Origin of the sequence: Ruegeria atlantica (genome assembly GCF_013032505.1) — a bacterium.
Lineage (GTDB): Bacteria > Pseudomonadota > Alphaproteobacteria > Rhodobacterales > Rhodobacteraceae > Ruegeria > Ruegeria atlantica_F.
Window position 1 is genome coordinate 1,187,909 of sequence record NZ_WQCG01000001.1, and the last position, 22,651, is coordinate 1,210,559.

Consider the following 22,651-nt stretch of genomic DNA (forward strand, 5'->3'; position numbering starts at 1 on the left):
TATCTCCTGCGTCCGAAAAGGCAGGGGCCTTTCGGTTGAATTCCTATGAGCGTGCGCTTTTACGCCTTGCACGGCTCGTGTCAAGGGCAATCAGGCACATGTCCTCCGGTTTGGGGATCAGGCTTAGGTCGAAAGGGTTGGCGCACCCATATAAGTGTGTATCTGGTCGCGCTCGGCATCGGATAATCCCAGCGCCGTGGCCAGCTGCACGAGGTAAGATGCCTCGCGCTGATTATCCAGACGAATCGCCGCCAGAGACGTCGCATAGACCTGCGTTTTCAGTGGCGCACCGGAATCAGCAGCCAATCCGATCACATCAATCGGACTGTTCAACTGATCCTGAACAAAGGCGCGTTCTTCGTCGCTGATATCGTCACCCAACTCGCCCAGGATAGTCTCCTTCTCTTGCGCGTCCAGCTCTCCGTCCGCTTTGGCTGCCTGGATCATCGCGCGCAGCATCAGCTTGGCCTGCTCCTCCATCGCGGCACCGCCCGGCGTGCCTTTGAACACCGTTTCCATCATGTCGACGGTCTGCTGGCTGCCTGTCTTTGCGGCCCCCTGCATGGCATTCATCAGACCGCCAAGGCCAGCGGCACCGGCTGGGTTGGCCATGCCAAGCTTACCGATCATCTCTTGCAGCCCACCGGCACCACCTGGCATCCCGAACTGTTCTGCCATCTTGCCCAATTGATCCATACCAAAGCCGCCTCCAGCTCCTTGCATCATATCCTGCAGACCGGCCATCCCGCCCATTTGCTTGTACTTTTCCATGCCTTTTGCTGCAGCAAATCCAACTGCAACCGACGCCAATGCCTTCATGAAGCTCATAACAATCCTCCCAGTATTCAAAATACGTTTCCGCTATATAGCAGATACCTGTGACTCAATAATCCGCTGATAAAGCAGATGCTCCGACGCTAGCGCGAATCCGATCAACTGAGGCGTCGCTTCACCGAGTGAACGCGAAACAGGCGTATTCCCGCACAAACTCAGGCCTAATTTGTCAGAAATTCGAATTTGTGATAGTTACTGCGCCATCAACAATCCAAAGAAGCCAATTTCTGGCTCGTTCTTCGAGGCACCATGAACAGGCAAGCAACCGTGCAAGCAGGCTTTGCACGATTGATATTGTTTAGGGGGCATCATGACTGAATGGACCATTAAGGGCGAAGAACTGGCCAATTGTAACTGCAACTTCGGTTGTCCTTGCCAGTTCAGTGTTCTTCCCACGCATGGCAATTGCGAAGCGGTCGTCGTGTTCGACATCGAAAGCGGCCACTATGGGGACACCGATCTGGCCGGTGTAAGGGCGGCTGGTGTTTACTATTGGCCGGGCCCGATCCATGAGGGCAACGGTCAAATGCAACTGATCATAGATGAAAACGCCAGCGCCGATCAGCGCGCGGCACTGCAGGCCATCATGACCGGGGAAGATACCGATGAAATGGCGACGATGTGGTATGTATACAGCGCTATGGCCCCGACCAAATACGAAACACTCTTTGTGCCCATTGAGCTGAACTGGGATCGCGACGAACGCACGGGATTTGCCAATGCGGCAGGCATCTTTGATGTCGAGGTCAGCCCTATTCCGCATATCGTATCGGGCGCGGCGCACCGGGCGTCTATTCAGTTGCCAAACGGGTTCGAATACCGGCACGCCGAAGCTGCCTCGGGCTCTGCCAAAACGCATGGCGGTGAAATCAGCCTGACCTTCGACGCAACGCACGCTCATTTGGCCCACCTGAACATTTCGGGCCACGGTGTCCTGGGCGCCTGATCCGGGGTTCATTATGACATCCAATCCCACACCGCCCCGCACTGGGGCGGTCGAGCGGCTTATGCGGCGTGAGCGGGTCATCGTGTTGTCCGGCGTATCGCTGATCATTTTGGTTTCGGCCTGGTATACCATCGCCGGGATTGGCATGAGCATGACCGCTACCGAGATGACGCGGATGGCGGGTCCGATCGGAGAGCCCATGCAAATGGGCGTAGCGCCCATTTGGGACCTGCAATACGCAACGCTGATCTTTCTGATGTGGTGGGTCATGATGATTGCGATGATGACCCCCAGCGCCGCCCCGGCGGTCCTGCTGTATTCAGCGATAAAACGCGCGGGGCCCGAACGGGACAAGGCAGCGCAGTTCAGCTTTTACTTTCTGACGGGTTATCTGATCGCCTGGGCTTTTTTCAGCGTTGCCGCGACGGGACTACAATGGGGCCTCGAAAGTGTTGGGCTGTCTGATGGTCCAATGATGACAATTCGGTCCAAAACATTCGCCGGTTGCGTCCTTATCATGGCAGGCGCGTACCAGTTGTCGGACCTCAAGACCGCCTGTCTGCGGCATTGTCAAAGCCCTGCCCGGTTCATTGCCGATCATCATCGACCCGGAGCGTTTGGCGCGTTCCGAACCGGCGCGCTGCATGGGCTGTACTGCCTTGGCTGTTGCTGGGCCTTGATGGCGCTGCTGTTCGTCGGTGGGATCATGAACCTGTACTGGATTGCCGGAATTGCGGTCTACGTCGCATTGGAAAAGCTTCTGCCGGGTGCACGATGGTTGTCCACCCTGACCGGTCTTGGGCTGATCGCAGTGGGTTTCTGGATCGTCCTGGACGCCCTTATGAGCATTTTTTAGTCCCATTTTCAGGCCGCGGAACAGGCCAATTTCAGCGTTCCAAACCATTGAAACAAGGAGAAGACTTATGCCTATTTTCATAACTTACGCGACCTACTCGCAGGATGGCGTCAAAGGAATGCTGAAGAAGCCTGCAGACCGCACGGCGGCCGTCCGGGCGTTACTGAAAAAAGTCGGCGGCAAGCTTTTGGCTTTTTACATGACGACCGGCGAAAATGACGTGGTGGTCGTAAGTGAAGTTCCGGATGGCACTGACGCAGTAGCCATTGGAATGGCCGTTGCGGCCTCGGGTGCAGTATCAAACGTTGAAACAGTACGCGCCTGGAAGGCGAAGGACTTTGCCGCCATTACCAAAAAGGCCGCCAAGCTGACCGGGGCTTACACGCCGCCCGGTAAGTGAACAGAGTTATGCGCGGAGGGCCTATAAGCCGGATCTTGTTCCGGGGTTGCCCCCTTCGATGACCATTCCTCTAGGCCGCGCATTGCTGCGCGGCTCAAGCTGCCAACCCGGTCCCTCTTGGCCAGGACGTGCCTAGCGGCGGTATCGGCTTACGCCGACCGGCCCGCGCGGGGACCCTATTTGGCATTGCTCCCGGTGGGGCTTGCCGTGCCGCCACTGTTGCCAGCGGCGCGGTGGGCTCTTACCCCACCGTTTCACCCTTACCTCGGACCGAAGTCCGGGGCGGTCTGATTTCTGTGGCGCTTTCCGTCGGGTTGCCCCGCCCGGGCGTTACCCGGCACCGTTGTCTTGTGGAGTCCGGACTTTCCTCTCGGGCCTTGCGGCCCCAGCGGCCATCCGGCCCTCCGCGCAAGCGGTGGGTATGCCTTGTGACAAGCTGCGTCAAGAGCGCAGAGCGGATCAGGATTGGGCGGTCAGAGGTGCGAAATCGGCCTTCTGCAACGGACCTGTAGCCCAAGGACGAAATCGCAGGCGAACGGCGGACAGCAAAGTTTCGTCGTCTACGTCAGCGCTGAAGCCGGCGGATTGAGCCAGAATCCGAAACTGATCCATCGGCGCATCTAGCGGGCCATCGCTTTGTCCGCGCGGCGCGGCCAGTTTGTTGCGCTCGAGCCGCAACCAGTCAAATCGCGGCCCGGGATCAAATTTGCGTCCGGGTGCCATGTCGGAATGACCGATCACACCGTATGGGCGAATGCCCCAGCGATGCATGATCTGAGGCAACAACTGTTCCAGCCTGCGCATTTGCAGGTCTGAAAACGGGTGCCTGCCGGTATTGTCCAACTCGATGCCGATCGAACGGGAGTTGATATCCTTCTGACCGCTCCATTCCCCGGCCCCTGCGTGCCAGGCGCGGTCCTCTTCTCGCACCATGTGCCAGAGCGTCCCGTCGCCCCCAATCAAATAATGCGCCGAAACTTCGTGGACGGGGTCGCATAACCTGTCCAGCGCCTCTTGCGCGCTGTTCATCGCGGTATAGTGCAAAACGATCAGGGACGGCTTCAACCCGTCCCTGCGTGGCCCATAGTTAGGCGAAGCGTGCCAGATTGGCGCTTGTGGATCAGTTGTTGACAGCACTGCGGAATGCACTGGGATCCCAGCCACAGGCATACCCATCCCCATCCGGGTCCAGCCCGTTGCGATCACGCTGCGGGCCGCCATTGGCCAAAAACTCGATCTGAGCTTGGTCGGGCGACGGGAACTTGGCGCAGTTCCGCTGAGCCTTGGCCTCAAGATTAAACCCAGCGCGGCTGTAAAGCTGTGTACCAACTGGATTCGAAGTGCTTAGAGCGTATTGCACGATATTGGGCTGGCCGTCCGATCCGCGCTGCGGAACAGCAGTCGGGGTGACGACTTCGTAGGTCTGGCGGTTCTGTTGAATCAGGGCCGCGTCGTTTTCGATCGTGCGACGGCCTGATACAGCCGCGAAATCCTGTTCGTCGGAGATCGCATTGTTACTGGCGGCGGACAGCGGTGCTTGCGTCAACGTGCTTTGCCCCGAAGTGTTGGCCAATGCAGCTGCGGTTGCCGACGCGATATCAGCGTTATCCCCAGTCGGAGTGCTGCCGGGTGCGCCCAATTGTTGTTCTGAAACCTCAGCAGGGCCAGTCAATGGGTTGCCGGTATAGCCCTGTCCGGCTAGCGCCGCCTCGCGCTGCGCCTGATATTGAGGCGTGTTGAATCCTGTACCCTGGACCGGGGCCACCGTGTTACAGGCGGCCACAAGCCCGATTGCGGGGATCAGAAGCGTAAAGCGCATTCAGCTGCTCCGTCTTAGCTGGTCTTGCCTGATCCGAGGATTACCACCATTTGCTCGGCTTGGCCACAAACCCGGCCGCACTTTCCAGCGCGTAGGCTGTGTTTAGCAAATCGCCTTCGTCCCACGGGCGGCCGATCAGCTGCAGACCCAACGGCAGGCCCTGCTGGTCCAGACCTGCGGGAACCGAGATCCCGGGCAAGCCCGCCAGGTTCACCGTCACGGTAAAGACGTCGTTGAGGTACATCTGTACCGGGTCCGCCTCGGTCATCTCGCCCAATCCAAACGACGCCGACGGGGTTGCCGGTGTAAGGATCGCATCGATCCCCGCGGCAAAGACATCCTCGAAGTCTTTCTTGATCAGGGTTCGCACCTTGCGGGCACGGTTATAGTAAGCGTCATAGAACCCTGCCGACAGCACATAGGTCCCGATCATCACTCGACGCTGCACTTCGTGGCCAAAGCCTTCGGCACGGGTCTTTTCGTACATCTCGGTAATGCCATCGCCTTGCGCCAGTTGCGCGCGGCGGCCATAGCGGACACCGTCATAACGGGCGAGGTTCGAGGACGCTTCGGCCGGTGCAATCACGTAGTATGCGGGCAGCGCATACTTGGTGTGCGGCAGCGAAATGTCGACGATTTCAGCGCCCGCTGCTTTCAACATCTCGGCGCCTTCGGCCCAGAGTTTTTCAATCTCAGCCGGCATCCCGTCCATGCGGTATTCTTTGGGGATACCGATTTTCTTGCCTTTGATATCGCCGGTTAGCATGGCCTCGAAGTTCGGAACTGCCAGTTCCGTACTGGTCGAATCCTTGGGATCATGACCACACATCGCCTCGAGCATGATGGCTGCATCGCGCACGTTTTTAGTCATCGGACCCGCCTGATCCAGCGAGGACGCAAAAGCCACGATGCCCCAGCGCGAGCAACGACCATAAGTCGGCTTGATACCAGTGATACCTACAAACGCTGCAGGTTGACGAATTGAACCGCCTGTATCGGTGCCGGTGGCGGCCAGGCACAGGTCTGCCGCCACAGCCGAGGCCGACCCGCCGGATGAGCCACCGGGTGTCAGTTGTGCGTCGTCATTGCCGCGGCGCCAAGGGCTGACCGCGTTGCCGTAAACCGATGTCTCGTTGGACGAGCCCATGGCGAATTCGTCCATGTTCAGTTTGCCCAGCATCACTGCGCCAGAGTCGGCCAACTGCTGGGATACTGTGGATTCGTATTCAGGCTTGAAACCTTCAAGGATTTTCGAAGCCGCCTGTGAAGGCACCCCTTTGGTGCAGAACAAGTCCTTAATGCCGATCGGCAGGCCGCACATAGACGGTGCATCGCCGCCCTTGATCCGCTCGTCCGCCGCTTTGGCACGCTCCAGCGCGATCTCTGGCGTTTTGTGAACAAAAGCATTCAACGCGTCCGCGTCGTCGATTGCCTTAAGGCAGGATTCGGTCAGCTCGACAGAGGTTACATCACCGGCGCGCAACGCATCGCGCGCTTCGGCCAGGCCCAGTTTGTTCAGATCGCTCATGTCTTACTCCACAACTTTGGGAACTGCGAAGAACCCTTCGCGCGCATCAGGGGCGTTGGCCAGCACCTTGTCTTGCTGGTTCCCGTCGGTGACCACGTCTTCGCGACGTTTCAGGCGCATCGGCTCAACCGAAACCATCGGCTCGACACCTTCCACATCGACTTCGTTGAGTTGTTCGATGAACCCAAGGATAGTGTTGAATTCAGATGCCAGCGCAGGCAGCGCGTCATCTTCGACCTTGATCCGGGCCAGTTTGGCCACCTTGGCGGCGTTGCTTTGGTCAATCGACATCGGATATCCTCATATGCGTTAGGGGGCATTTACCTGTCTGGTCGCCGGGTCGCAAGACCGCCGAGGCCCTGATCCACCCTTGGATCGACTGCAAAGCCCATAATTCCGACAAGACCAATCGTTTCCGCATACCCCCTATGCAAAATAGTGAACTATTTAGTTCATTTCACATCTTGAAAAACTGAACTGAACTGTTCACTTCATATGCACGGCACAGCCTTATATGGAGAAAAACGATGAAAACGCTCATGACTGCTTTTGTATTGGCCACGACAATTTTTGCGGCACAGGCTCAGGCGGGCGCGTTTGGCCCAGGCATGGACACCCTGACCCGTAGCCTGATGTTCCCCGATCAGGTTTCGGAACCTGTCACTAAGGATCAGACCAAGCCGGGCAAGTAAATTGAACCGCAAAACCGGGTCGGATCCATTTGCCCCGGCCCGGCAATTGCCTGCTGCACCCCGCGCAGCAAACCGCTACGGTGGCGTTAAATGACCCGCCGGTCTGCCCCGCAGATCCGGCAAGCCAACGGAGCGGAAGATGAACGCGCGCAAGCAAGCTGTTCTGGACGCGATTGATGCGGCCAACTCAAAAGACCCCAACCTAGAAGACGGCCAACCGGTCGAATTGCTTTATGGGCAGCGCATGAGCGCCGAGTTGGACAGGTTGTTCCCTGACGCGTCCGACCCATTGCAGATTGCCGCACGTGGCCAGCATGTAGAACGGTGGAAACTGGCACGCAGCAAATATCCCGAAGGGCGCGCCGGGTATCTTGCATGGCGCAAAGCACAGGGTGTCCATCATGCTGACGTTGTGATGGGCTTGATGGAACACGGCGGCTATAGCGCCGATGATGTCGAATCTGCCGGTCGGATGCTGCGCAAGCAAGGTATCAAGCGTAACGACGAGGTTCAGGCGCTTGAGGATGTCATCTGCTTTGTTTTCCTCAAATGGTACTTTCAACCTTTTGCCGAGAAGCACTCGGCCGAGAAAATCCAAAGCATCGTCGAAAAAACGGCGCGCAAAATGTCTGAGCAAGGCCGCGCACGTGTGCTGTCCGAATTCGACCTGCCCGCAGAGCTAGCCGCCGCGTTTCAGGCCTGAACCGCGCGGGCCAGGTGTCTGCGGTAAACCTCAATCATCCAGCCAAGCATAATGGCGTTCAGGATGTGCCACATGAAGTGCGTTCCCAATGGGATTTGCCCACAAATGGGTTCATCCAGCGCGCGAAAGGTGATTGAGGCGATCAGAATCACTGCCCCAATTGCCAGACCACGGGCAGTATCCGGCACCCGGCGGCGCAACAAGTACGCATAAATCAGGATCAATAGCGGCACCGGAGCATAGGCGGCTGACCCACCCAACCCCGGTACAAGCTGGAACAGGGGTACTGTCGCTGCCGCATAAGGAATGAACAGGGCCGTCAGAATCCCGGCCACAATTGGGCGCATGTGCCAGACGTCACGATTGATCGCGAAAATATAGATCAGGATGTACAGCAAAATAGGCAGAACATCCGCCATGGCAGCCCAGACCTGCGCGTGAGTATGGAACAGATAGCTGCCCACGCCGATGGCGGCCAAAACGACCACCAACAGCATCGCCAACGGCATCCCCTGCCCGCGAACACGTCGCCACATAACAAAAGCCGCAATCAGAAATGCGGCGTTGGTCACCGCGTTTACCGGCTCCGCCCAATAGGCGGGCGACACGCGCTCGCAATAACCATCTATTTCCTGCAACCAATCCATGAACTTTTACATAGCCGATGCTAAGTTGATGCCAACAGTTTGTTTTGGGAGGATGAATTCATGGACATCATTTGGCTTGGCCACGGCAGTTTCCGCATCGAAACCGGTGGGCAGGTTCTGCTCATTGACCCGTGGCTGACAGGTAACCCGGTTTTGTCCGAAGAACAGCATGACCGCGCGTTGGCGGGAGCGACCCATATCCTTCTGACCCATACGCACTTTGACCATGTCGCCGATGTCGTGTCGCTGGCGAAGCACCTGAACGTTCCCGTAGTCGGACAATACGACTTGATGGGGTATTGGAGCGAGGCCGAAGGGCTGGAAACCATCGGATTCAACAAAGGCGGAACCGTGAACCTGAACGGTGTCAAAGTGTCGATGGTTCCGGCCTCGCACAGTTCAACCTTTTCCACGCCCGACGGTCTGCGCACCGGCGGCAGCGAGGTCGGGTTCATGATCGCCTCGGAAAGGCGCATGCTATATGTCTCTGGCGACACAGATATCATGGCCGATATGGATTGGATGGGGGATTACTACAAACCCGACATAGGCATCCTTTCAGCAGGCGGCCATTTCACAATGGATATGAAGGGCGCGGCTTACGCGGCAAAGCGTTACTTTAACTTCACAACCGTGATTCCCTGCCATTACAAGACCTTCCCGATCCTTGAACAATCGGCTCAAGCGCTAGTCGACGGGTTGCCGGGGGTCGATGTCATCGAACCCGAAGTGATGAAGACCATCAACCTTTAGAGTTATCGCCGCGCGGCGAAGAACTCTTTTAGAAGGTCGGCGGCCTCCTGTCCGCCGATACCATCGTAAACCTCTGGCACGTGGTGCGCTTGCTTGTGGGTAAAAACGCGCGCGCCATGAGCGACACCGCCTGATTTCGGGTCGGCGGCACCATAGTAAATGCGGCGGATACGTGCAGCTGCCAAGGCCGCTGCACACATGGCGCACGGCTCCAGCGTGACGTAAAGGTCGTGACCCGGCAAACGTTCGGACCCGGTCGCGGCGCACGCTGTGCGCAGGGCCAGGATCTCGGCGTGGGCTGTAGGGTCATTCAACTCTCGGGTGCGGTTGCCCGCAGAGGCCACGATCTGGCCATCGGGTCCGACTATGACAGCGCCCACAGGCACTTCGCCGCGCGATCCCGCAGCGCGCGCTTCAACCAACGCCTTATCCATGTGCGATCTGAACACCATGCCCCTGACTGCATCAGAAACCCGCCTTTCGCAAGCGGCCGGGATGCGCTATGGGCTGCGGATGACCAAAACCCCTCCTCCCGGCGACCGGATCGCCAAAGTCCTTGCCCGCGCAGGCGTCGCCTCGCGTCGGGAAGCCGAACGCATGATCGAAGCCGGTCGTGTGCGTGTAAACGGCAAGACCATCGACAGCCCCGCCCTGAACGTCACTGCAAAAGACAAGATCATCGTCGACGGCAAACCGGTGTCCGAACCGGAACCGTCGCGCCTGTGGTTGTATCACAAGCCTTCGGGTCTTGTGACAACGACCCGCGACGAAAAGGGGCGCGCGACGATCTTCGACAATTTGCCTGAGGACATGCCGCGGGTCATGAGCGTCGGTCGGCTGGACCTGAACTCGGAAGGTTTGCTGCTGTTGACCAATGATGGCGGGATCAAGCGAAAGCTGGAACTGCCGGCAACAGGATGGCTGCGCAAATACCGCGTGCGTGTAAATGGCCGCCCCAAGGACGAGGATTTCGAACCCTTGCGCAAGGGCCTGGTGATCGAAGGTGAGCGTTTTCAGCCCATGACTGTTACGCTTGATCGCCAGCAAGGCGCGAATGCGTGGCTGACCATTGGTCTGCGCGAAGGCAAAAACCGCGAAATTCGGCGCGCGATCGAAGATATTGGCTTTGCAGTGAACCGACTACTGCGCGTATCTTACGGCCCGTTCCAACTGGGAAGCCTGAAACCCGGTGAGGTCGAAGAGATACGCCGCCGGGTTATGCGGGATCAGCTGGGTCTGGACGCAGAGCCTGACGCACCGGCAAAACGACCCACGCGACCACAGCGAAAACGCCCCCCAATCGGCAAGAAACCTCGCAAGTGACGCAGGTTAGGCAACCTTCCCCCTAGCGCCACGGCCTCTCATGGCCTAGATTTCCACAAGGGACATACTTGGGGGGCGCCATGTCCGGGACCGGAGTGCAAAAATTAGCCTATGTTGTGCTGTTGGCACTAATGCTTGGCGTGTGCACTGGCCTGCTAGGGGGCTTGTGAGCGCATGACCAAACGGTATGGCGGAAAATACAGCCCTCAAGGCGAATCGGCACAGCCAGACCAAAACCCGCGTGGCCAGTTTGACGGCGCACGCGTCGAACCTGCTGGCGCCCGCGCCAACCTTTTGTTCTTGCCCGCGATCCCCTTGGTGTTCCTGTCACTGAACGACGGCGCAGTTGGCATGACAATCGGGCTGATTGCAGCCGGCGTTTTGACCGGCGCGGCATTCCTTTTGCGTGAAGGGTTGCGGGCCGAGTCTGCCTATAATGCCCGGCGCACCGCGCGTCGTCCGGCGTTTCCCAGAAAAATATTCTCCAGCCTCCTGACCGGACTCGGGATCGGGTTGGCCGCATACCGCACAGAATTTCTGGATGCAGCCACATCGTCCGAGGCTAGCCTTGTTGCTCCGATCCTGTTTGGCTTGGTGGCTGGCGCCCTTCACTCTGTCTCATTCGGAATTGATCCGATGAAAGACAAGGGTATGGAGGGCATCGACACCTTTCAGCAAGACCGCGTTGCCCGCGTAGTTGAAGACGCCGAAACGCACCTGTCCGAAATGACCGACGCCATTAAACGCGCGGGCGATCGCAGGATCGAGGCGCGGGTTGAACGGTTTCAGGACACTGCCCGCGAACTGTTCCGCACGGTCGAGGAAGACCCGCGCGATCTGGCCGGAGCACGAAAGTACCTGACCGTTTATTTGCAGGGTGCGCGTGACGCGACGGTCAAATTCGCAGATGTTTACGCCCGCACACGCGATGCGAAGACGTTGGAGGATTATTCAGCCCTGCTGGATGATCTTGAACAGAATTTCGCGGCTCGAACCCGTAAGATGCTTTTGGATGACCGCAGTGATCTGACGGTTGAAATTGATGTGTTGCGCGAAAGGCTGCAACGCGAAGGCGTCCGGTTGGACTGACCGGCCACAATTTGAGAGAGGATTACCCCCATGTCCGATGACATCAAGAACAAGGCGGTCGAAGCTGAAACGTTGGTACAGGAAGTGACGGCTGTAGCCCTGCCCGACCCGACCGCCGAAATCGTCTCGCTTGAGGAAGCCGACGAACCTGTCAGCGCCGAGATCCGCAAGCGCATGGACGAGATCGACATGGGCAATACCAACTCGATCGTCGCGTTCGGGTCATCTGCCCAATCGGAACTGCAAGAAATCAGCCAGGCGATGCTGGCCGATGTACGCAACAAGGATGTCGGACCTGCTGGGGATAGCCTGCGCAACATCGTGACCACAATCCGTGGGTTTTCGGTCAGTGAGCTGGACGTCCGGCGCGAACGCAGCTGGTGGGAAAAACTGTTGGGCAAAGCCGCGCCTTTTGCCCAGTTCACCGCTAAATTTGAAGATGTTCAGGGTCAGATCGACAAGATCACCGATGACCTATTGGGTCACGAGCATACGCTGCTGAAGGACATCAAATCGCTGGACCTGCTATATGAAAAGACGTTGGGTTTTTATGATGAACTTGCGTTGTACATCGCGGCAGGTGAGGAAAAACTGACTGAACTGGACAGCCAAAACATCCCTGAAAAAGAAGCCGAAGTTCAGGCGGCGCCCGAAGACCAACAAGTGATGAAAGCGCAAGAGCTACGTGACTTGCGGGCCGCCAGAGACGATCTGGAGCGGCGTGTGCACGACTTGAAGCTGACCCGTCAGGTGACCATGCAGTCGCTTCCCTCAATCCGGTTGGTACAGGAAAACGACAAGTCGCTGGTGACCAAGATCAACTCGACCCTCGTCAACACAGTGCCTCTGTGGGAAACGCAACTGGCGCAGGCCGTTACCATCCAGCGCAGCGCCGAGGCTGCTTCGGCCGTGCGCGATGCGAATGACCTGACGAATGAGCTGCTGACTTCGAACGCGGCGAACCTGCGCCAGTCGAACAAAATGATCCGCGAGGAAATGGAACGCGGTGTATTTGATATCGAAGCAGTCAAGCAAGCCAATGCCGATCTGATCGGTACGATCAACGAGAGCCTGGCAATTGCCGACGAGGGCAAGGCCAAACGCGCCGCTGCCGAACAGGAATTGCAGAAGATGGAGACCGAGCTGCGCGACACCCTTGCCGCGGCCAAGGCCCGCAAAGACGGGGTCGGCGACAACGCTGGAACTGCGGTTTCCAGTTAAAGGCAGGCTAGGCGTGCGGATAACGGGATATCTGAAACCCTTAATGGGCGTGGTAGCGCTGTTGGCGCTGGCCAATTGCGATGAAGCGCTGACATCTTCGGTTGCCCCGCAGCCGCGCCCGGTGGCACCTGCGCCGGCACCAAACGCCTACGTTCCCCCGTCCGCCGCAAGTCAGGATCTGGCCCGGTTTTACGAGCGGGTCGAACGTGACCTGCTAACCCGTGACATGTTGCGCGTGGACGGAGGCGGACCTGATACACCCTACGACGCCGACGATTTGGCCCGCAATTTCGAGGCCATAGCATTTTACAGCGAATACCCCGATCACGCTGTGACCACGCGCATTCGGCGAACGGACGGACAGCTTAGCCGGTGGGCAGGGCCCGTGCGGATACAGACCGAGTTCGCCCCATCCGTGGCACCCGAAATACGCACAAAAGACGCGGCTGAGGTCGAGGCGTTCGCGGAGCGGCTGAGTAAGCTGACGGATCACCCGATCTCGGTCGTCAATCGCAAGGCTAACTTCCATGTCTTCTTTGCAGGCAAGGATGACAGCGCCTATGTGGTGAAACGTTTGAAACAGCTGATCCCCGGTATCAGCACGCCTTCCCTAGATTTGGTAGCGAACCCGCGTGCCAATATCGATTGTCTTGTTTTTGCGTCACCCACAAAAAGCTCGCCGTATAAATTTGTGCGGGCCGTCACGCTCATCCGGGCTGAACTGCCGGACCTTACCCGCCGCAGCTGCATTCACGAAGAGATCGCGCAAGGGCTTGGGTTATCCAACGACAGCCCTGCCGCACGGCCTTCGATATTCAACGACAATGATGAGTTTGCGCTGTTGACCAGCCATGACGAAAAACTTCTGACAATGCTTTATGACCCGCGCCTTGAACCCGGTGTTACGGCTGATGACGCCCGCCCGGTGGTCCGGATTATTGCTCGCGAATTGATGGGCCAGCAGCTCTGAGCCCAAGGAAAGGAGACCCCAATGGGTATTTTCGATTTTCTGACCGGAGAATTTATCGACGTCATTCACTGGGTCGACGACACCCGTGACACAATGGTCTGGCGTTTCGAGCGTGAAGGGCATGCAATCAAGTACGGCGCCAAACTGACGGTGCGTGAAGGACAGGCAGCGGTATTCGTGCATGAGGGACAACTGGCAGACGTGTTCACGCCCGGTCTTTATATGCTTGAGACCAACAACATGCCGATCCTGACGACGCTGCAGCATTGGGATCACGGGTTTCAGTCGCCCTTCAAGTCCGAGATCTATTTCGTTAACACGACGCGTTTCAATGATCTGAAATGGGGCACCAAGAACCCAATCATGCTGCGCGATCCGGAATTCGGACCGACCCGTATCCGCGCCTTTGGCACATACACGGTCCGGGTCAAGGACCCCGCGAAGTTCCTGATTGAAATCGTCGGCACCGATGGTGAATTCACCATGGATGAGATCAGCTTTCAGATCCGTAACATCATCGTGCAGGAGTTCAGCCGCGTGATCGCAGGATCGGGCATTCCGGTGCTGGACATGGCCGCCAACACCGCCGATCTGGGCAAACTTATCGCCGCCGAGGTGTCGCCCGTTCTGGAAGGGTACGGGCTTGAGATGCCCGAGTTCTACATCGAAAACATCTCGCTACCGCCTGCGGTCGAAGCTGCGCTGGACAAGCGGACGTCGATGGGATTGGCGGGCGATCTGGGCAAGTTCACCCAGTATTCCGCCGCCGAAGCAATGACTGCTGCCGCAAACAACCCTGGTCAGGGCGGCGGAATGGGCGCGGGTCTTGGCATGGGAATGGGCATGGCCATGGCACAGCAGATGTCGAACATGGCAGCGGGTCAACCAAGCGGCCCGTGGGGCAGTTCCGCCCCCGCTGCCCCGCAACCGGCAGCGCATGCAGCACCGCCACCTCCTCCGGTTGAGCATGTCTGGCATATCGCGGTGGACGGGCAAACCAGCGGGCCGTTTTCCAAGGCCAAGATGGGTCGTATGGCGACAGATGGTGAGATCACGCGCGACACCCATGTCTGGACAGCGGGTCAGGACGGTTGGAAGAAAGCCGGGGATGTTCAGGAATTGGCGCAGTTGTTCACGATCTTGCCGCCACCACCGCCGGGAGCTTAGGCTCGGAAAGGCAAGAAATGGCGTCGCTGACAGATATCCTCAATTTTCGTCGCGTCGATGAGCGGCTGACTGTGTCAGGCCAGCCGACCGAAGAACAGATCGCAGCGCTGGCGGATGCTCGGATCACAGATATCATCAACTTGGGACCGCATGACAACAAGGGGGCGCTTGCGGACGAACCCGGAACTGTCGCAGCAGCCGGTATGACCTATCATTATATTCCGGTGGATTTCGAGAACCCGACCGAAGACGACTACTCCGCGTTTGTCAGAACTCTGGATGCGCTCGGCGATACGCCGTTGCATGTGCACTGCATCTACAATGCCCGCGTTTCAGCTTTTATGCTGCGCAGAGCACGGGATGGATCTGGTGACATTGAGGCCGCCGAAGCGCTTATGGATGGGATTTGGCGTCCCGGAGGCGTTTGGGCCGCCTTTCTGGGACATGGAGCCGATATCGACAAACCGAACCGTTATTTGGGTTATGAGTACTGATGAACGAGAATCCAGCCAACCCGTTGACCGAACACCGTTTTCCCTGCGATCAATGCGGCGCGGATTACCGGTTCAATCCGGGCGATGGAACGCTGACCTGCGATCATTGCGGTCACTCGGAACAGATCGGAGCCGGGCCGTGGGGCGGTGCCAGCCTGAAAGAACTGGATTTCAACGCTGCGCTGGCGAACAAACTGCCAGATGCGGAAATTGAGGAAACACGGGTTCTGTCCTGCCCGAACTGCGCGGCTCAGGTCGAGTTTGACCCCAACACCCATGCCGCTGAATGCCCATTTTGTGCCACGCCGGTCGTGACAGAGACCGGTGTAAACCGGCATATAAAACCCAAGGGCGTTTTGCCCTTTGCCTTGGATGAACGCGCGGCTCACAAGGCGATGTCAAGCTGGTTGGGCAAGTTGTGGTTCGCACCCAACGGGTTGAAGGACTATGCCCGCAAAGGTCGCAAGATGCAGGGGATTTACGTCCCGTACTGGACATTCGATGCAGATACCAAGTCAGCGTATCGCGGCGAACGCGGTACAGTGTATTACGAGACCCGGACCGTAATGCGTGACGGTAAACGCGTGCAACAACAAGTGGCCAAAGTGCGTTGGTCCCCAAAATCCGGCCGGGTTGCGCGGTTCTTTGACGATGTTCTGGTGCTGGCGTCCCGGTCCTTGCCCAAAGCATATACTGACGCGCTTGAGCCTTGGGATCTACCGGCGCTTGAACCTTATCAGCCCGAGTATCTGGCCGGGTTCCGGGCAGAAGCATATACTGTCGAACTGCAGGATGGTTACACCGAAGCCCGCGCGCATATGGCCCGCGTGATCGAACGGGATGTTCGGTTCGATATTGGCGGCGACCGACAGCGCATTCACGCAATCGACACTGACGTGCGGAATGTGACCTTCAAGCACATATTGCTGCCTGTCTGGCTGGCCGCGTACAAATACCGAGGGCAGACCTATCGTTTCGTTGTGAATGGCAGAACGGGGCGCGTTCAGGGTGAACGCCCGTGGTCAGCCATCAAGATCACGATCGCTGTTGTCCTCGGCCTGCTGGTCGCGGCGGGTGTCGGGTACATGATGGCAACGGGTCAGCAATAGAACCGCGTCGCGTTCGCGTGCAATTTTGGCGGTTTAACCGCTTGAACATCGCTGAACCTACCGCCATCCTGCGCCTCGTCTGCACGAAGGGGAGAGCAGTGTGACGCTATCCGATCTGGATCAATTACTGGCCGAGCGGCACTCTTGCCGGGCGTTCCGACCTGACCCCGTTCCTAAGACGCTCGTCGAACAAATATTGTCCAGCGCATCACGCGCCCCCAGTTGGTGCAATGCGCAACCTTGGAACGTCATTGTCACGAGCGGCGCCGAAACTGACGCATTCCGAAAAGCACTGCAACACGAAGTCGCAACTGGCGCACCAGAACCGGACCTGCCGTTCCCGACCGAATATACTGGTATCTACCAGGAACGCCGCCGTGAATGCGGCTGGGCATTGTACGAAGCCGTCGGCGTACAGCGCGGGGACCGTGCAGGTTCAGCCCAGCAAATGATGGAAAACTTTGCACTTTTCGGCGCGCCGCATTGCGCGATCATCTCAAGCCCTGCAGAACTTGGCCCGTACGGGGCAATGGACACCGGCGGTTTTGTCATGGCCTTCACTCTGGCCGCGCAAGCATTGGGTGTGGCTACAATCCCTCAGGCTGCGGTGGCCAGCTATGGTCAGTTCCTGCACCGGTACTTTGGTATCCCCGATGACCGCTTGATCCTGTGCGCAATCTCCTTCGGCTATTCCGATACAGACCACCCTGCAAACGGGTTTCGAACCAGCCGTGCCGGCCTGGACGAGATCGCACGCTGGGTCGAATAACCACGTCACCAAACGGAGAGCGGATTTGCGCGCACTGCTACAAAGGGTTTCCCGGGCCAAGGTCTCGGTTGATGGACAAACGATCGGACAGTCTGGCCCTGGTTTGATGATCCTGGTCTGTGCGATGAAAGGCGATGATGAACAAAAGGCAGGCCAGCTTGCGGCCAAAGTATCAAAGTTGCGCATTTTCAAAGATGAAAACGGCAAGATGAACCGCTCTGTGGTGGATGTTGGTGGCTCGGCGCTGGTGATCAGCCAGTTTACGCTGGCCGCCGATACGTCGCGCGGGAACAGACCGGGGTTTTCCGAGGCTGCGCCCCCGGATGAGGGGCAGCACTTGTATGAAGAGTTTGCGCGGCGGTTGCAGGCGCATGGTTTGGCCGTGGAAACCGGGCAATTCGGTGCCGACATGGCGGTAGAGCTGGTTAATGACGGACCGGTCACGATTTGGATGGAAAGCTGATGGATCAGAAGCAACAGGCAATTCGCATTTGGCAGGCTGGCGTTGATGCGGTTGACGGAAAAAGGGCCACCAAAGCTGTTCTGGATGGGGTTCCAACGCCCGACCAGATCTTGGCAGTCGGCAAGGCAGCCGCAGCAATGGCCAGCGCGGCATTGGAACATTTCGGCCCGCGTCCTACGCTGGTGGTCACAAAGGATGATCACGGACGCGGTCTGCTGGAACATGTTCAGCTGATCGAGGCCTCACACCCCGTTCCGGACGCGCGCAGCCTTGAAGGCGGTCGCGCCCTGCGGGCGGCGATCGAGGCTATGGCACCCAATTCTCATGTGCTGCTTCTGGTTTCGGGCGGAGCCTCATCCCTAGCTGAGGATTTGCTGCCGGGAAACACTCTAAGTGATCTGGAGCAGCTGAACGGCAGGCTGCTGTCCGAAGGGATGGATATCACCGCAATGAATGCCGAGCGTCGCAAGCTGTCCCGGATAAAGGGCGGTGGGCTGCTGGCCCATTTCAAAGGGGCAAAAGCCACCGTTCTGGCAATCTCGGACGTTCCCGGGGATGATCTGAATGTCATCGGATCGGGGATCGGTGCCTTGCCCGAAACTTACGAATTTGACGCCGTGACCCGGATTGTTGCGTCGAACGCTCATGCGCGATCTACGGCAGCAGATTTGGCGCGTCGTGAAAGCCTGCAAGTATTGGCCAATGAAGAATGCCTGCACGACGACTTCTTGCACGTCGCTTCCCAACTGGGACAACGCCTGAGGGATATGCCCCCGGGTGTCATGGTGTTCGGCGGTGAGCCTACGGTTGTGTTGCCAGATCAGCCGGGCCGCGGGGGGCGCAATCAGGCGCTGGCTCTGGCGCTGGCCCGTGAAATAGCCGGGACCTCGGGTCTGACGCTGGTCGTTGGCGGAACAGATGGAACCGATGGCCCGACCAATGCCGCCGGAGCGGTTGTTGACGGCACGACCTGGGGCGACGGAGCTGAGCATGCCCTGCAGAATGCAGATAGCGGGAGTTTTCTGGACGCCGCCGGCGCTTTGTTGGTGACAGGTCCGACCGGAACAAACGTGATGGACCTTGTTGTCGCAATCAGGCGATGAATTGACGATTTTCAAACACCGGGAAACGCAAAAGACCGTGACACTTCCACAATGACGCGCTCGCTCAATTCGCTATGCGATATCGAAGACTTACCGGATGTCGGCATAGTGATGCCCGACGGGTGTCGCCTTTCAGCGCGTGTCTGGCGTCCGGTGGATGCAGACAGCAACCCCGTTCCGGCCATTTTGGAGTTTCTTCCCTATCGCAAGCGGGACGGTACAGCGACGCGTGATGCCCTGACCCATCCTTGGTTTGCCAAACGCGGCTATGCCTGCATTCGTGTGGACATGCGCGGCAACGGCGACAGCGAAGGGTTGATGGAAGACGAATACACTCAGCAAGAGCTGGATGATGCCGTCTCAACAATTCGGTGGCTGGCGGATCAGCCGTGGTGTTCAGGCGCGGTTGGGATGATGGGGATCAGCTGGGGCGGTTTCAACGCGTTGCAGGTCGCAGCCCTGCAGCCTGCCTCTTTGAAGGCGATCATAACCCTGTGCTCAACCGCCGACCGCTATGCCGACGACATCCACTACAAGGGCGGCTGCCTACTGAACGAAAACTTGGGCTGGGGCGCGACCATGTGGTCCTATTCATCCCGCGCGCCCGACCCGGAACTACGCCCGAACTGGCGTGAGTTATGGCTTGAACGTCTGGGAAATCAGCCGTTTCTGCCTTCGGTCTGGCTGCGTCACCAGACACGCGATGCCTATTGGCAACATGGCTCTGTCTGCGAGGATTTCAGCGCGATCCGGGCGGCGACGCTGGCCATTGGCGGTTGGGGCGATGCCTACAAAAATACTGTGCCGCTGCTGGTTGAACAGCTTAGCGCGCCGGTTAAGGGAATCGTCGGGCCGTGGGTGCACAAATACCCGCATTTTGCAGTCCCGGAACCGCGGATCGGTTTTTTGCAAGAGGCCTTACGCTGGTGGGATCATTGGCTGAAAGGTCTGGATAGCGGAGTTGAAACCGACCCCGACTACCGGGCGTATCTGATGGACGGGGTCCGTCCACATCGATGGTACAACGACAGACCGGGGCGCTGGATCAGCGAACAGACCGGCGCAACCTCACATCTGTCCAACCTGACCTTGAACCTGTCCAACGCGGGACTTGGACAAGATGAACCGTTGGATACGCGGGTTTGTTCGCCTCAAACCTGTGGGATGGACGGCGGTGAGTATTGCGCCATTTGGCTGGGCCCCGATATGCCCGGTGATCAGCGCACCGATGATGCGGTGTCCGCCTGTTTCGATGGGCCGCCTTTATCGGAAGACCTGGATATAGTCGGTGCACCGCGCATTTGCCTGAATGTCAGCGCCGACCGCCCGCAAGCACAGATTGCCGTGCGGCTGAACCACATTCACCCAGACGGGGCTTCGACCCGGATTACGTATGGCGTTCTGAACCTGTCGCACCGTGACAGCCACGCGAAGCCAACTCCGTTGACGCCAGGAACCTCGTATGAAATCTCGTTGGATCTGGATCACATCGCCTATCGTGTTCCCAAAGGGCATCGCGTGCGAGTGGCTATATCCAGCGCGTACTGGCCGCTGATCTGGCCCTCACCCGAGCCTGTCGAATTGCACCTGACAGGTGGTAAGATCATGATCCCGAACCGACCAACCCCGGGTGAGGATGAACATGTGTTCAAACCGCCCGACTCTGACACCCCGATTGACGTGACAACTCTGCGGAACAGCAGCAACTCTCGCCGGGTCGAGACAGATATGAACTCGGGTGAAACCCAATTGATCATCGAAGACGATTTCGGTCGTGTAGTGAACAATCACCACGGGCTGACCTATGGTGGGACAGCATCTGAACGCTGGACCATCCACCCTGACGACCCGCTTTCCGCTCGCGGGCAGTGCCATTGGACACAAGAGATCAGTCGCGGCGGGATTGATCTGCGCACTGAAACCTCCTGCGAAATGTGGTCGGATCGCGAGAACTTTTTCCTCAAGGCGCAGATAAGTGCTTTTGAAAACGAAACTTTGGTATTCTCTAAAAAAACGGAGGACGCCGTTCCACGAAACCAGATGTGATATTTTGGTGGCCAAAGGTCAGACATTTGCCCTTGCTCGGTAGACCGAAATGCGCCTAACTTGACTCATGCGTCAATAAAAATGCCCGAGAAGGGCTGAAATCCAATCAACTGGGAGATCACTAAATGAACGAACAACTCACTCACATGGCCGGTCAGGTCACTGCGGGCAAACTGACCCGCCGCGAATTCATGGGGAAAGCGGCGGCTCTGGGTGTGTCGGCAGCGATGGCCAGCACCATGTTCGCTGACGCGGCACGCGCGGCAGGACCGAAAAAAGGCGGCGACCTGAAATTTGGCTTGCAGGGCGGCGAATCCACCAATTCGCTGGATCCCGCGACCTATGCCAGCTCAGTGCCATTCCAAAACGGCAAACAATTCGGTGACCAACTTGTGGAAGTTGCGCCCGACGGTTCGATCGAGCCGCGCTTGGCGGAATCTGTCGAAGGCAGCGCGGACGCCAAAGTTTGGACTTTCAAGCTGCGTCAGGGCGTCGAGTTCCACAACGGTAAGACCATGACCAGCGAAGACGTGCTGAAGACCATGCAGCGCCACTCGAACGAAGACTCCAAGTCAGGTGCCCTGGGCATCATGAAAGGCATCGAGTCGATGAAGGCCGATGGTGACAATTTCCAGGTCACTCTGACCGAACCGAACGCCGACCTGCCATATCTGATGGCCGATTATCACCTGATCATTCAGCCAGATGGTGGGATGGATGATCCTGGTGCTGGCATCGGTACAGGGCCGTACAAGGTCGAAGTAAACGAGCCCGGCGTACGTCACCTCTACAGCAAGTTCGAGAACCACTGGAACCCCGATTTCGGCAACTTCGACAGTGTCGAAGTGATCGTCATCAATGACGCGACCGCCCGTACAGCTGCGCTGCAGTCGGGTCAGGTCCATGCTATCAACCGCGTTGAACCTAAGGTTGCCGATCTGCTGGGTCGCGCGCCGAACCTGACCGTTCATTCCACAGCTGGTCGTGGACACTATGTGTTCATCATGCACTGCGACACTGCGCCGTTCGATCAAAACGAACTACGTCTGGCGTTGAAGCATGCCATCAACCGTCAAGAACTTGTCGACAAGGTTCTGCGCGGCTACGGCACCGTCGGTAACGACATGCCCGTCAACGCGGCCTACCCATTGTTCGATGGCTCGATCCCGCAGCGCGAATTCAGCCTTGAAAAGGCCGCTGAGCACTACAAGAAGTCGGGCCATGATGGTTCGCCGATCATTCTGCGTGTTGCAGATGGCGCGTTCCCTGGAGCCGTTGATGCAGCAGCCCTTTTCCAGCAAAGCGCGGCTCAGGCCGGTATCCCGCTGGAAATCAAGCGCGAGCCGAACGATGGTTACTGGTCCGAAGTCTGGAACGTTCAGCCGTTCTGCGCATCCTATTGGGGTGGCCGTCCGGTACAGGATCAGATGTACGCAACTGCGTATCTGTCGAGTGCCGACTGGAACGACACCCGCTTCAAGGTGCCGGAGTTCGACGAAATGCTGTTCGCAGCAAGGGCAGAGCTGGACAACGACAAACGCAAGGACATCTACAGCAAAATGGGCATGATGGTCCGCGACCAGGGTGGTCTGATCTGCCCGATGTTCAACGATTTTGTCGAAGGCGTCACCAATCAGCTCGAAGGTTGGGAAAGCGACCCGACGCAAGAGATGATGAATGGCAACATGTCCCGCAAAATGTGGTTCTCCTGATAGGGCC

At 58.1% G+C, this 22,651-nt stretch carries 24 protein-coding genes, 1 other RNA gene and 1 pseudogene; 18 read left to right on the forward strand and 8 right to left on the reverse strand.

Going from position 1 to position 22,651, the window contains the following annotated elements:
- Positions 1-123: 123 nt before the first annotated feature.
- Positions 124-828: a DUF533 domain-containing protein gene (locus GOW92_RS05810; RefSeq protein WP_170558773.1), complete on the reverse strand. Its 705-nt coding sequence runs from the start codon at positions 826-828 to the stop codon at positions 124-126.
- Positions 829-1,144: 316 nt separating this feature from the next.
- On the opposite strand from GOW92_RS05810, the gene GOW92_RS05815 reads away from it, so the two are divergent.
- From GOW92_RS05815 to GOW92_RS05825, 3 genes are all read left to right on the forward strand, one after another.
- Entirely contained in the window at positions 1,145-1,780 is a 636-nt protein-coding gene (locus tag GOW92_RS05815; RefSeq protein ID WP_170558775.1) for a DUF1326 domain-containing protein, read from the forward strand.
- A 13-nt stretch (positions 1,781-1,793) separates the two neighbouring features.
- Positions 1,794-2,636, forward strand: a complete 843-nt coding sequence (locus tag GOW92_RS05820) for a DUF2182 domain-containing protein (RefSeq protein WP_170558777.1) — start codon at positions 1,794-1,796, stop codon at positions 2,634-2,636.
- 67 nt (positions 2,637-2,703) lie between these two features.
- Positions 2,704-3,036, forward strand: coding sequence for a GYD domain-containing protein (locus GOW92_RS05825; RefSeq protein WP_058275623.1), 333 nt, complete (start codon positions 2,704-2,706; stop codon positions 3,034-3,036).
- A gap of 8 nt (positions 3,037-3,044) precedes the next feature.
- Here the strand turns inward: GOW92_RS05825 and rnpB are convergent.
- The 5 genes from rnpB to gatC form a co-directional block, all read right to left on the reverse strand.
- An RNA gene (gene rnpB / locus GOW92_RS05830) (RNase P RNA component class A) lies at positions 3,045-3,444 on the reverse strand.
- Between the two features lie 51 nt (positions 3,445-3,495).
- A complete protein-coding gene (locus GOW92_RS05835) occupies positions 3,496-4,206 on the reverse strand; it encodes an N-acetylmuramoyl-L-alanine amidase (RefSeq protein ID WP_170558779.1) in 711 nt (236 codons plus the stop codon).
- On the reverse strand, positions 4,157-4,855 hold the full coding sequence (locus tag GOW92_RS05840; RefSeq protein WP_170558781.1) for a hypothetical protein: 699 nt from the start codon (positions 4,853-4,855) through the stop codon (positions 4,157-4,159). Before GOW92_RS05840 ends, GOW92_RS05835 begins: the two co-directional genes overlap by 50 nt.
- Before the next feature lie 40 nt (positions 4,856-4,895).
- A complete protein-coding gene (gene gatA, locus GOW92_RS05845; protein ID WP_170558784.1) occupies positions 4,896-6,383 on the reverse strand; it encodes an Asp-tRNA(Asn)/Glu-tRNA(Gln) amidotransferase subunit GatA in 1,488 nt (495 codons plus the stop codon).
- A gap of 3 nt (positions 6,384-6,386) precedes the next feature.
- Positions 6,387-6,674: an Asp-tRNA(Asn)/Glu-tRNA(Gln) amidotransferase subunit GatC gene (gatC, locus tag GOW92_RS05850; RefSeq protein ID WP_058275619.1), complete on the reverse strand. Its 288-nt coding sequence runs from the start codon at positions 6,672-6,674 to the stop codon at positions 6,387-6,389.
- 236 nt (positions 6,675-6,910) lie between these two features.
- Here gatC and GOW92_RS05855 point away from each other — a divergent pair, with 236 nt between their 5' ends.
- Positions 6,911-7,075: a hypothetical protein gene (locus tag GOW92_RS05855; protein WP_170558786.1), complete on the forward strand. Its 165-nt coding sequence runs from the start codon at positions 6,911-6,913 to the stop codon at positions 7,073-7,075.
- Positions 7,076-7,214: 139 nt separating this feature from the next.
- Positions 7,215-7,778, forward strand: a complete 564-nt coding sequence (locus GOW92_RS05860) for a DUF4202 domain-containing protein (protein WP_170558788.1) — start codon at positions 7,215-7,217, stop codon at positions 7,776-7,778.
- Here GOW92_RS05860 and GOW92_RS05865 read toward each other — a convergent pair.
- Positions 7,769-8,425 (reverse strand): ceramidase domain-containing protein, encoded by a 657-nt coding sequence (locus GOW92_RS05865; protein WP_170558790.1) that lies wholly within the window; start codon positions 8,423-8,425, stop codon positions 7,769-7,771. The genes GOW92_RS05860 and GOW92_RS05865 overlap by 10 nt on opposite strands.
- Before the next feature lie 60 nt (positions 8,426-8,485).
- Between GOW92_RS05865 and GOW92_RS05870 the strand changes: the two genes are divergently transcribed.
- Positions 8,486-9,178 (forward strand): metal-dependent hydrolase, encoded by a 693-nt coding sequence (locus tag GOW92_RS05870; protein WP_170558792.1) that lies wholly within the window; start codon positions 8,486-8,488, stop codon positions 9,176-9,178.
- Positions 9,179-9,180: 2 nt separating this feature from the next.
- Here GOW92_RS05870 and GOW92_RS05875 read toward each other — a convergent pair whose 3' ends face one another.
- Positions 9,181-9,630 carry a nucleoside deaminase gene (locus GOW92_RS05875; protein ID WP_170558794.1) on the reverse strand — a complete coding sequence of 150 codons (450 nt, stop codon included), beginning with the start codon at positions 9,628-9,630 and terminating at the stop codon, positions 9,181-9,183.
- Between the two features lie 61 nt (positions 9,631-9,691).
- Between GOW92_RS05875 and GOW92_RS05880 the strand changes: the two are divergent.
- The 12 genes and pseudogenes from GOW92_RS05880 to GOW92_RS05935 form a co-directional block, all read left to right on the forward strand.
- A pseudogene (locus GOW92_RS05880) lies at positions 9,692-10,486 on the forward strand (pseudouridine synthase); the annotation flags it as partial.
- Between the two features lie 189 nt (positions 10,487-10,675).
- Complete coding sequence (locus GOW92_RS05885) at positions 10,676-11,590, forward strand: 5-bromo-4-chloroindolyl phosphate hydrolysis family protein (RefSeq protein WP_170558798.1); 915 nt, start codon at positions 10,676-10,678, stop codon at positions 11,588-11,590.
- A gap of 30 nt (positions 11,591-11,620) precedes the next feature.
- Positions 11,621-12,811 (forward strand): toxic anion resistance protein, encoded by a 1,191-nt coding sequence (locus tag GOW92_RS05890; RefSeq protein WP_170558801.1) that lies wholly within the window; start codon positions 11,621-11,623, stop codon positions 12,809-12,811.
- A 43-nt stretch (positions 12,812-12,854) separates the two neighbouring features.
- A complete protein-coding gene (locus tag GOW92_RS05895) occupies positions 12,855-13,781 on the forward strand; it encodes a DUF2927 domain-containing protein (RefSeq protein WP_170558803.1) in 927 nt (308 codons plus the stop codon).
- Positions 13,782-13,802: 21 nt separating this feature from the next.
- Complete coding sequence (locus GOW92_RS05900) at positions 13,803-14,948, forward strand: SPFH domain-containing protein (RefSeq protein WP_170558804.1); 1,146 nt, start codon at positions 13,803-13,805, stop codon at positions 14,946-14,948.
- A 17-nt stretch (positions 14,949-14,965) separates the two neighbouring features.
- Entirely contained in the window at positions 14,966-15,442 is a 477-nt protein-coding gene (locus GOW92_RS05905; RefSeq protein ID WP_170558805.1) for a protein tyrosine phosphatase family protein, read from the forward strand.
- Positions 15,442-16,551 carry a TFIIB-type zinc finger domain-containing protein gene (locus GOW92_RS05910; RefSeq protein ID WP_170558806.1) on the forward strand — a complete coding sequence of 370 codons (1,110 nt, stop codon included), beginning with the start codon at positions 15,442-15,444 and terminating at the stop codon, positions 16,549-16,551. The genes GOW92_RS05905 and GOW92_RS05910 overlap by 1 nt, the downstream gene beginning before the upstream one ends.
- Positions 16,552-16,651: 100 nt before the next feature.
- Positions 16,652-17,320 carry a nitroreductase gene (locus GOW92_RS05915; RefSeq protein WP_170558807.1) on the forward strand — a complete coding sequence of 223 codons (669 nt, stop codon included), beginning with the start codon at positions 16,652-16,654 and terminating at the stop codon, positions 17,318-17,320.
- 25 nt (positions 17,321-17,345) lie between these two features.
- Positions 17,346-17,783 carry a D-aminoacyl-tRNA deacylase gene (gene dtd / locus GOW92_RS05920; RefSeq protein WP_170558808.1) on the forward strand — a complete coding sequence of 146 codons (438 nt, stop codon included), beginning with the start codon at positions 17,346-17,348 and terminating at the stop codon, positions 17,781-17,783.
- Positions 17,783-18,886, forward strand: coding sequence for a glycerate kinase type-2 family protein (locus GOW92_RS05925; protein ID WP_170558809.1), 1,104 nt, complete (start codon positions 17,783-17,785; stop codon positions 18,884-18,886). The genes dtd and GOW92_RS05925 overlap by 1 nt, the downstream gene beginning before the upstream one ends.
- 51 nt (positions 18,887-18,937) lie before the next feature.
- A complete protein-coding gene (locus GOW92_RS05930; RefSeq protein ID WP_170558811.1) occupies positions 18,938-20,932 on the forward strand; it encodes a CocE/NonD family hydrolase in 1,995 nt (664 codons plus the stop codon).
- A 125-nt stretch (positions 20,933-21,057) separates the two neighbouring features.
- On the forward strand, positions 21,058-22,644 hold the full coding sequence (locus GOW92_RS05935; protein WP_170558813.1) for an ABC transporter substrate-binding protein: 1,587 nt from the start codon (positions 21,058-21,060) through the stop codon (positions 22,642-22,644).
- Positions 22,645-22,651: the final 7 nt, after the last annotated feature.